At 64.8% G+C, this 9,159-nt stretch carries 6 protein-coding genes and 1 pseudogene; 2 read left to right on the forward strand and 5 right to left on the reverse strand.

All coding sequences use genetic code 11. The annotated features are described in order from the left end of the window. Positions 1 to 108 precede the first annotated feature (108 nt). From KU43P_RS17485 to KU43P_RS17500, 4 genes are all read right to left on the reverse strand, one after another. The gene (locus KU43P_RS17485; RefSeq protein WP_317658684.1) at positions 109 to 2,487 is read right to left on the reverse strand and encodes a TonB-dependent siderophore receptor; all 2,379 of its coding nucleotides are present in this window, start codon (positions 2,485 to 2,487) and stop codon (positions 109 to 111) included. A 20-nt stretch (positions 2,488 to 2,507) separates the two neighbouring features. After that, positions 2,508 to 3,221, reverse strand: a complete 714-nt coding sequence (gene fhuF, locus KU43P_RS17490) for a siderophore-iron reductase FhuF (RefSeq protein WP_317658685.1) — start codon at positions 3,219 to 3,221, stop codon at positions 2,508 to 2,510. Further along, the gene (locus KU43P_RS17495; protein WP_317658686.1) at positions 3,218 to 4,885 is read right to left on the reverse strand and encodes a cyclic peptide export ABC transporter; all 1,668 of its coding nucleotides are present in this window, start codon (positions 4,883 to 4,885) and stop codon (positions 3,218 to 3,220) included. The genes fhuF and KU43P_RS17495 overlap by 4 nt, the downstream gene beginning before the upstream one ends. Positions 4,886 to 4,963: 78 nt before the next feature. Further along, positions 4,964 to 5,893 carry a FecR family protein gene (locus KU43P_RS17500; protein WP_317658688.1) on the reverse strand — a complete coding sequence of 310 codons (930 nt, stop codon included), beginning with the start codon at positions 5,891 to 5,893 and terminating at the stop codon, positions 4,964 to 4,966. 278 nt (positions 5,894 to 6,171) lie between these two features. Between KU43P_RS17500 and KU43P_RS17505 the strand changes: the two genes are divergently transcribed. Beyond that, positions 6,172 to 7,500 (forward strand): lysine N(6)-hydroxylase/L-ornithine N(5)-oxygenase family protein, encoded by a 1,329-nt coding sequence (locus KU43P_RS17505; RefSeq protein WP_317658689.1) that lies wholly within the window; start codon positions 6,172 to 6,174, stop codon positions 7,498 to 7,500. Beyond that, a pseudogene (locus KU43P_RS17510) lies at positions 7,497 to 8,114 on the forward strand (GNAT family N-acetyltransferase); the annotation flags it as partial. The gene KU43P_RS17505 and the pseudogene KU43P_RS17510, both read left to right, overlap by 4 nt. A 62-nt stretch (positions 8,115 to 8,176) precedes the next feature. Here the strand turns inward: KU43P_RS17510 and KU43P_RS17515 are convergent. Beyond that, the gene (locus tag KU43P_RS17515; RefSeq protein ID WP_317658690.1) at positions 8,177 to 9,127 is read right to left on the reverse strand and encodes an alpha/beta hydrolase; all 951 of its coding nucleotides are present in this window, start codon (positions 9,125 to 9,127) and stop codon (positions 8,177 to 8,179) included. Positions 9,128 to 9,159: the final 32 nt, after the last annotated feature.

Genomic DNA, 9,159 nt, shown 5'->3' on the forward strand with positions numbered 1-9,159 from the left:
AAAGAAAGTTATAGCGCATGAATGCCCTGCCCTGTGCTGCAACAGGCCGCTGTACGGCCTGTCGCGGCACAGGGTCGCGCCTGCCGCACGCATGCGGCGGCAACGGCTTTACCAGTTGTAGGTCACTGTCCCATACACGGTGCGCTGCTGCCCATATTGGCAACCCATGTTGCTGAAGCATCCGGACACGTACTTCTCGTCGAACAGGTTGGTGGCGTTCAGCGAGACCTCCATCCCGTCCAGCGACTTGTCTACCTTGCCCAGGTTGTATGCAACCAACGCGTCGACCACGCTGTAACTGTCAACCTTGAAGCTGTTGGCCGAGTCGCCATAAGTGCTGCCCACATAGCGGGCACCAGCGCCCAGGCGCAAGCCCTCCATCAAGCCGCTCTGGAAGATGTAGTCACCCCAGATCGAGGCCATGTGCTCGGGGATGCGGAACGGCGTGTTGCCCTTGTTGCCAGCCTCCGACTTGGTGACTTCGACATCGTTCCAGGTGTAGCTGCCGATCACATTGAAGCCTTTGGCAATCTCTGTCTTGCCCTCCAGCTCCACGCCCCGGGAGCGCACCTCGCCTTCCTGGCGCGAGAAACCGTTGACGTTCTCGGTGGCGTTCTGCTTGGTCAGGTCGAACACCGCCAGGGTGTACAAGCTGTTGGAACCTGGGGGCTCGTACTTCACACCCACTTCGTACTGCTTGCCGATCTCAGGGTCGAGTTGCGAATTGTTGGCCGTGACGCCCATGACCGGCAGGAACGACTCGCTGTAGCTGGCATACGGGGCAATGCCGTTGTCGAACAGATAGACGATACCGGCGCGGCCGCTGAACTTCTCGTCCTTCTGGGTCTGCGGGTCACGGTCGTCCTTCTGGTTGCTGGCCCAGTCGTAGCGGCCACCCAGCAGGAATACCCACTTGTCCACCTTGAGCTGGTCCTGCAGGTACACGCCGGTCTGCGAGAGCTTCTGCTCGTAGCTGGCCTGGCTGAACGGGATGAAGCTCAGCGGTTGGCTGTTGTTGGGATTGAACACATCGAAGGTGCCATTGATCAGGTTCAGCGCCTGATCCTGGTCGAACTTGCCGTTGTTGTAGTCCACGCCGGTCAGCAAGGTGTGCTCCACGGCGCCGGTGGCGAAGTTTGCCTGCACTTGGTTGTCCATCGTGAACAGGCGCCCGTCGCCCTTGCGCTCGTCTGCATAGCGCATGTATTGGTCGCCCACCGGCATCAGCAGGGCGATTTCTGCGCTGGACTGGCGGTAGTCGCTGTAGCGCACGTTCTGGCGAAGGGTCCACACCTCGTCCAGGTGGTGCTCGAAGACATAGCCCAGCGAGGTCTTCTCGTTGGTCATGTGGTCGAAGCCGGTGTCGCCGACGTAGGTGTCACGGTCGAGCCGGCCGCGCGGGTCATGGAACACGGTGCCTTGGGCCGGCAGCGGGTTGGCGAAGTTGCCGGTCTGCTTCTGGTACTCGGCCAGCACGGTCAGCTCAGTGTCGGCGTTGGGCCGAAAGCTGATGGCCGGGGCCACGTACTCGCGGCGGTTGGTGATGTGGTCAGCCTGCGCATCGGCCTCGCGGAACAGGCCGGTCAGACGGTAGCTCCACACACCCTCCTCGTCCAGCGCGTCGCCCAGGTCGAAGGCTGCCTGGTTGTAGTCGTGGTTGCCCGCCTGCAGTTGCACCTGGCGCAGTGGCTCGGTGGTCGGGCGCTTGCTCACCAGGTTGATCTGACCACCCGGATCGGAGGCGCCATAGAGTACCGAGCTGGCCCCGCGCAGCACTTCGATGCGCTCCAGACCATAAGGCTCGGGGGCGTCCCAACCGAGGAAGTCCGGCAGAAAGGTACGCGTGCCGTCGCGCAGCATGCGTCCGGTGCCCTGCTGGAAGCCGCGGATGGTCAGCTGGTCAGTCACGAATTGCGGGCCGGCCAGCTCGGCGTTGATGCCAGGGCTGTAGCGCAGGGCTTGGGCCACGGTCTTGGGCTGCTGGGCCTGGATCTGTTCACGGGTGACCACCGACACCGAATAGGGCGTCTCGAGTATCGGCGTGTCGGTCTTGGTGCCGGCCGATGCGCGCTTGGCCACGTAGCCGTCATCCGGCGTCACCGAACTGTAGGCCTGGCCAGAGATGCTGGTGCTAGGCAGCATCATTGCCGAATCGCCGCTGCTGCCCTGCAAGGTCACGTGGTTGCCGTCGATGCTGTAGGCGATCGAAGTGCCCTGCAGCAGTTGGCGCAGGGCCTCCTCTGGCTCCATCTGTCCCGACACGCCGCGGCTGCGCAGGCCCGACACGGTGTCCTGGTTGTAGATGATCTGCAGATTGGCCTGGTTGCCAAGGTCGTTCAGCGCCGAGGCCAGAGGCTTGGCCGGGATGTCGATGCGCACGGGCTCGGCCTGGACCGGCAGCGCGGCCACGATGGCCAGACCCAAGGTGGCGGCGGCGATGCACCGGCGCAGTCGGTGTGCCGGTAGATTCAACGTGAAGGCGCTCATGATACTCCTGATGATTATGGTTATGTTGGCATGTTGATTCGATTCTGCCGCCTGGCCAGCGGGCAGACCCCGCAGCGCTGCAACGGTAGGCGCTCACGCAGGCAACAGACTCGCCGCATGGCCCCGGCAGCATCGCGCCGCAAGGCTGCACGCATGGCTGTGCATGCATCCTGCCGATGGCAATCGCGAACATGCGCGCGTGCTTCCCCAAGCGCGCGGTCGGGCAGGTTGGCCTGGGCCATCTCCAGCACCCAGTCGATGCAGAGCGCCACGTTGCCCCACAGCAGCCGTGGGGCCAGCCCGGTGTGGGCGGCGAAGCGGCCGACCAGCGGGTGCAACAGCTGCTCGTGCAGCCGGTCCAGCAGGCGCGCGCCACTGCGTTCGGCGGGCGCTTCTTCCGTGTCTAATGGCAGGTGCAGCTCGGTCGGTGCACCTTGGGCGTCGATGGTCATGCGCAAACGGGCCGGGTCCAGGGTCGGTGGTTCGACATCGAAAAGACCGCCCAGCAGCAATGGCGGCAGCACCAACGCACAGCCCTCCTGGTGCCACTGCGAGGCAACCGCACGAGGGTCAGCCTGTGGCCAGTTGCGGGCATAGCGCGCCAAGGCGCCGCTCAGCAACTCAGGCTCCAGCCAGCCGCTGAGCGACGGTGCGTCGCTGTGCGGCAGCCTGCGCCAGCGAGCCGCCAGCGGCTGCATCTGGGCAGGCAGGCGCGCGAACAGCGCCGGGCTCACGTCAGCGCGGACTCGGCAGCGCCGACCGGCTGGCGCACGAGCCTGCCCTGCTCGATGCGCAGCAGCGTGTCGGCGGCATCGAAATAGCGGTCGTCGTGGGAAATCACCACGATGGTCTTGCCCAAGCGCTGCAGGTCAGGCAGCAGCTCGGTGTAGAAAATGCGGCGGAAGGTAGGGTCCTGGTCGGCGGCCCACTCGTCGAATACCAGCACAGGGCGCCCCTCGGTCCAGGCCTGCAACAGCGCCAGGCGCTTGCGCTGGCCAGTCGACAGGTCGAGGGTGGAAAAACGCCCATCCTCGATGCTCACCTTGTGAGCGATCTCCAGGCGTTCCAGGTAGCCCATGGCATCGGCCGGCACCTCGCCGCCGGCCTGCACAAGGTCGTCGAACAGGAAGAAGTCCGACAGCACGGTGGTGAACAGCTGGCGGTAATCGTCGCGTTGCAGCTCGCCGACCGGCGCGCCATCGAGCAGCACGCTGCCGCTCTGCGGCACGTACAGGCCCAACAGCAACTTGATCAGGGTGGTCTTGCCACCGCCGTTCTCGCCGACGATGAACACGATCTCGCCCTTGCGCAGCGACAGGTTCACAGGGCCGATGGCAAATCCTTGGGTGCCGTCGTCGGTGGCGTACTGGTAATGCACATCGCGCAGTTCAATGCTGTCGATGGCAGTCCGTGCAGGCGTGTCCTTGGCCTCGCGCAGGCAGGGTTCGGGCGAGGTGAACTGCTCCGAAAGTTCGGCCACCCGGCGAAACGCCACTTGTGCCCGACCGATGTTCGGCAACGTGCCCAGCAGGTGTTCCAGCGGGCCTTTCATGTACAGCAGCACCAGAATGAAACCACTGAGCGTGGCGGTGCTGGTGCTCGGCCAGAACGCCTGGAAGGCCAGTGCCACACCAATGACGATGAAGAACAGGGTCGAGCCGACCCCCTTGGCCACGACGAACTGGTTGATCGAGTTGACCTGTTTCTTGCAGATGGCATCGGCAGTGCCCTCGATGCTCTCGCCCAGCAGGCGCAGACGGCGCGGGCGGTTGATGCGCAGCTCCTTGGCACCTTCGGCGATGGAGCGGTAGTGCTTTTGCAAGTCGTCTTCCAGGTCGCGGGCTTCGAAGAAGCCCTTGATACCGCGGGACCGGGCATAGTACTGCGCCACCGAACCCAACAGGATGGCCAGGGTGGTGGTAAGGAACATCGCCGGAGACAGTTGCACCAGGTACACCAGGCAACCGAGGGTCACGCTGGCCGACACCGCCAACGGCGCGAAGGCGAAGGCGAAATCGCTGATGGTGTCGACGTCGTGGGTCAGCACCGGAATCAGCCGGTGGCTGCGGTAGCGCTCCAGTTGGTCGATCGGTGCGCTGAGAATCTTCAGGCCCAGCGACTTGCGCAGACGCGCGATCACATGTTGGCCGACGTAGTTGGTGCCGATGTCCGAGATGACCGAACCCAGCAGCGCCAGCAGGCACAACCCGGCAAAGCCCAGCAGCACGCCGCGGCTGGCACCGCCTTCGGCGTGCAGGGCGTGGTTGATGGTCGCCAGCAGCCCAGTGATGCTCAGGCCGCCGAGGATGCCCAGCACGGTAGAGACCAGCAGCAGCGGCCAGAACGGGCGCAATACCTGGGTCAGTTCATGCAGGTTGGATTTTCGGGGAGTGCTCATCGTCGCGGGTTCCAGGCAGGTCTTGCCCGAATGACGAATGAGGTTGTTGTTTGTTCAGCAAATTTTCAAAGTTTGCGGTCAACGCGCGGAAATCATGATCACGCCATCACCCCGGTGCAGCTTGACCGGCAGTACCCGTGGCAGGGCATTGACCAGCTGGCTCAGGTCGCGGGTATCGTAGATGCCGCCAAGACGCAGTTCGCCGACCTCGCTGCTGGCGTCCAGTTGCAGTGGCACATCGAGGTAGCGGTTGATCTGCGGCAAAGCGTCACGCAAGTTGATGTCATTGAGCATCAGCTTGCCATTGCGCCAAGCCTGGGCCCAGGCCGGGTCGGTGCGGCCCAATTGCAGCATGCGCCCATGGCGCACCACTGCCTGCATGCCGGCGGTCAGCTCGGCCCCCTGGTTGCGCCCCTCGCCGCCGTCGTTGCGGGTTACCAGCACAGTGCCTTCGGAGACGGTGACGGTGGTCTGCATCGGGGCGGTCCACACGTTGAAATGCGTGCCCGTGACCCGCACGCGGGCATTGTCGGTGCTGATCACGAAGGGCTTGTCGAGGTCGCGGTGCACGGCAAAGTAGGCCTCGCCATCATTGAGCAGCACCTGACGCTGGCCGCGGTAACCCAGGTACAGCAGGCCGGTGCGACGGTTGAGCTCTACCTCGCTGCGGTCCGGCAACTGAACCTGGCGTTGGCTTTGCTCGGCCATGTAGTAACGCACGCTGTCCGGTAACACACCCAGCGACCAGCCTGCGGCCCAGGTTCCGCCTACGGCCAGCAGCAACACCGCGGCGCGTGCCAGCCAGGCAGTCGGCCGACGTTTGCGCGCAGGCAACGCCACCGGCGTGGCGGCACGCGGTGGCAACTGCTCGCTTACCTGCCACACCCGGCACATTTTCAAGTATTCCTCGGCGTGCACCGGATCGGCGTCGTACCAGCGCAGAAACTCGCTGCGATCGGCATCGGTGCATTCATCGAAATGCAGACGTACACACCAGTCGGCGGCCATTTCGACGGGGGTCTTCGGGGCTTTGTCAGGCGCTTTCTCAGGGGCTTTCTTCGGAGCTTGGGGAGGGGTTGGCATGTGCGGTTGGCGGTGAAGAAATTTGCCTTAGCTTACTCCATGTCACTGCAGGTTGGTGGCCCAATGCCCCAATTTCGCGTTTTTGAGAATCAGCCCTGCATCCATTGCTGAACATCCCGTCGGCTCATTCGTCAACGCAGATGAACGCTCCTGCACCGCCTCTGCCGGCGGCGCAGCGCACCCCATCAAAGGAGGATTCGCGCATGCCCAGCACCAAGCCCTTCGACGTCATCGGCGTCGGCTTCGGCCCATCCAACCTGGCCCTGGCCATCGCCCTCGAGGAGCAGGCCGAGAACGGCGCCCGCCGGGCCCGCAGCTTGTTCCTCGACCGTCAGACCGACTATCACTGGCACGGCGACACCCTGGTCAGCCAGAGCGAACTGCAGATTTCTTTCCTCAAGGACCTGGTGACCCTGCGCAACGCCACCAGCCGCTACAGCTTCGTCAACTACTTGCAGCAGCATGGTCGCCTGATCGACTTCATCAACCTTGGCACCTTCTACCCCTGCCGCATGGAATACAGCGACTACCTGCGCTGGGTAGCCACGCACTTCAGCGACCAGTGCCAATATGGCGAACGCGTCGAGCGTATCGAGCCGGTGAACGCTGCGGGCGGCAACATCGAGCTGCTGGACGTGATCTCGGTCGACAGCCACGGCCGCGAGCATCGCCGGCGTACGCGCTCGGTAGTGGTTGGCACCGGAGGCACGCCGCGCATCCCCGCGGTGTTCAAAGACCTGCGCGACGACACCCGCGTGTTCCACCACTCCCAGTACCTGAGCCGCATCAACCAGCAGCGCTGCGCACGTGGCGAGCCGATGCGCATCGCCGTGGTCGGGGGTGGACAAAGCGCCGCCGAGGCCTTCATCGACCTCAACGACAGCTTCCCGAACGTACGCGTCGACCTGGTGCTGCGCAGCGAGGTACTCAAGCCTGCGGACGACAGCCCGTTCGTCAACCAGATCTTCGCCCCGGAAAACACCCACCTGTTCTTCGACCAGCCCGAAACCGAGCGCGAACGGCTGATCAACGAGTTCCATAACACCAACTACTCGGTGGTGGACCTCAACCTGATCGAGCAGATCTACGGCATCTTCTACCGCCAGAAAGTCTCGGGCAAACAGCGCCACGCCTTCCGTTGCCGCACCCAGGTGCTCGATGCCAGCAGCCAGGAGCACGGCGTGCGCCTGCATCTGCGCGATATCGCCACCGGCCAGGAAGAGGCGCACCACTACGACGCGGTGATCCTCGCCACCGGCTACGAGCGCAAGTCGCACAAAGCACTGCTGGCCCCCTTGGCCGACTACCTGGGCGACTTCGATGTCGAGCGCAGCTACCGCGTGCGCGCCACCCCGGCACTCAAGGCCGGCGTGTTCGTGCAAGGCTTCTCGGAGGCCAACCACGGCTTGAGCGACACCCTGCTGTCGGTGTTGCCAGCACGCGCCTGGGAAATCTCCGAAGCCCTGCTGGCGCACGCCGAAGCCGCCGAACAGCGCGCCGAGCACCAAGGCCTGAAGGAGACCGCTGCATGAACATGAGCACCGGCCAGCTTCACCCGGCCCAACCCCGGAGCAAGCCCAAAGGCGAGTTGTACCGGCGCTTCGACGAGCAGGTGGGCGCGTGGTTCTCGCTGCGCACCCTCGACATCGATGCGGACCTGCAGCGCTTCAATCGCTGGCAGAACAGCCCTCGGGTGGCTCATTTCTGGGAAGAAACAGGCAGCCTCGAGGCACATCGCGAGTACCTGCAGAAAGTCGCCGACACGCCGCACATCTTCAGTGTGATCGGTTGCTTCGACGACGAGCCGTTCGCGTACTACGAGGTGTACTGGGCCCAGGACGACCGCATCGCGCCGTTCTACCCGGCAGGCGAATTCGACCGCGGTATCCACATGCTGGTGGGCGAGGAGCATCATCGCGGGCCTGCCAAGGTCGATTGCTGGCTGCGCTCGCTGGTCAGCTGGCTGCTGCTGGACGAGCCGCGCACCACCCGGGTGGTGGCCGAACCCCGCGCGGACAACGCGAAGATGATCGGCTACATGGAGTCGGTGGGGTTCTCCAAGCGCAAAGAGTTCGACTTCCCCCACAAGCGCGCCGCGCTGATGCTGCTCGAGCGCAGTGATTTCGGGCCTTTGCTGGCGGGCTGACCCCCAGGAGCGAGGGCTGCCTGGCAGCCCTCGCCCACCGATCCCGCCATACCTGCCCAGGTTCAATCGCGCAACGCTTCCCCCAGGCTCTGCGCCAACTGCGCATACACCTGATCAATCCCCGGCATCACCGCCCCCATGCGCAACAGGTCGTGGGTCGCCGCATAACGCCGGCAGGTCACCGCCACCCCCGCCTGATCCAGACGCTCGGCATAGGCCTGGCCCTCATCCAGCAGCGGGTCGTATTGGGCCAACGCCACGAACGCCGGTGCCACGCCTTGCAGGTCGTTGCACAGCAACGGCGAGAAGCGCCAGTCAAGGCGATCATCCGCCGTCCGTTGGTAGTGGCTGTAGAACCACTCCAGCGTCGCACTCTCCAGCAGGTAGCCCTCGTCGAACAGCGCGTTGGACACCGTGGTGCGCGAAGCATCGGTGCTGGGGTAGCACAACAGCTGCAGTCGAATCTGCGGCGCGCCCGCCCTCGCCGCCTGGATCGCCAGCACCGTGGCCAAGGTGGCACCGGCACTGTCGCCGCCCACCGCCAGCCGCCCCACATCCAACCCATGGGCCGGGCCCTCGGCCAGCAGCCAGGCCAGGGCGTCCTCGGCATCGTGCACGGCGGTCGGGAAGCGGTGCTCAGGCGCCCGTCGGTAGTCCACCGCCACTACCGCGCAAGGCGTGCGCCAGGCCAGCTCGGCGCAGATGCCGTCGTGGGAATCCAGGCTGCCGACCACGTAGCCGCCACCGTGGAAATACAACAGCACCGGCCACGGCCCCTCATTGGCCTGTTGCGGCAGGTACAGGCGCATACCCAACGCCGCGCCGTCGCGGCTGCGGGCGCTCAGCTCATGGCGCTCCACCTGCTGCGGCCAGGCCCACACCAGGCCACGGGAGGCCTGCTCGAAATCCGCGCGGGCCGCCTCGGGCGTCAGCGCATGCAGCGGCGGGCGGCCGGCGAGCCGGCCCTCCTCCACCAGGTCCAGGAACGCGCTCAACTCAGGGTGCAGAGACATGCTTGTAAGTCCTTGAAGGGTGAGCGAGCGGC

The sequence above is a fragment of the Pseudomonas sp. KU43P genome (genome assembly GCF_033095865.1).
Classification (GTDB): Bacteria; Pseudomonadota; Gammaproteobacteria; order Pseudomonadales; family Pseudomonadaceae; genus Aquipseudomonas.

Excerpts from the sequence above, each read along its gene's own strand:
- KU43P_RS17485 (WP_317658684.1), bottom strand. The coding sequence starts at position 2,487 with ATGAGCGCCTTCACGTTGAATCTACCGGCACACCGACTGCGCCGGTGC.
- KU43P_RS17495 (WP_317658686.1), bottom strand. The coding sequence starts at position 4,885 with ATGAGCACTCCCCGAAAATCCAACCTGCATGAACTGACCCAGGTATTG.
- KU43P_RS17500 (WP_317658688.1), bottom strand. The coding sequence starts at position 5,893 with ATGGCCGCCGACTGGTGTGTACGTCTGCATTTCGATGAATGCACCGAT.
- KU43P_RS17505 (WP_317658689.1), top strand. The coding sequence starts at position 6,172 with ATGCCCAGCACCAAGCCCTTCGACGTCATCGGCGTCGGCTTCGGCCCA.
- KU43P_RS17515 (WP_317658690.1), bottom strand. The coding sequence starts at position 9,127 with ATGTCTCTGCACCCTGAGTTGAGCGCGTTCCTGGACCTGGTGGAGGAG.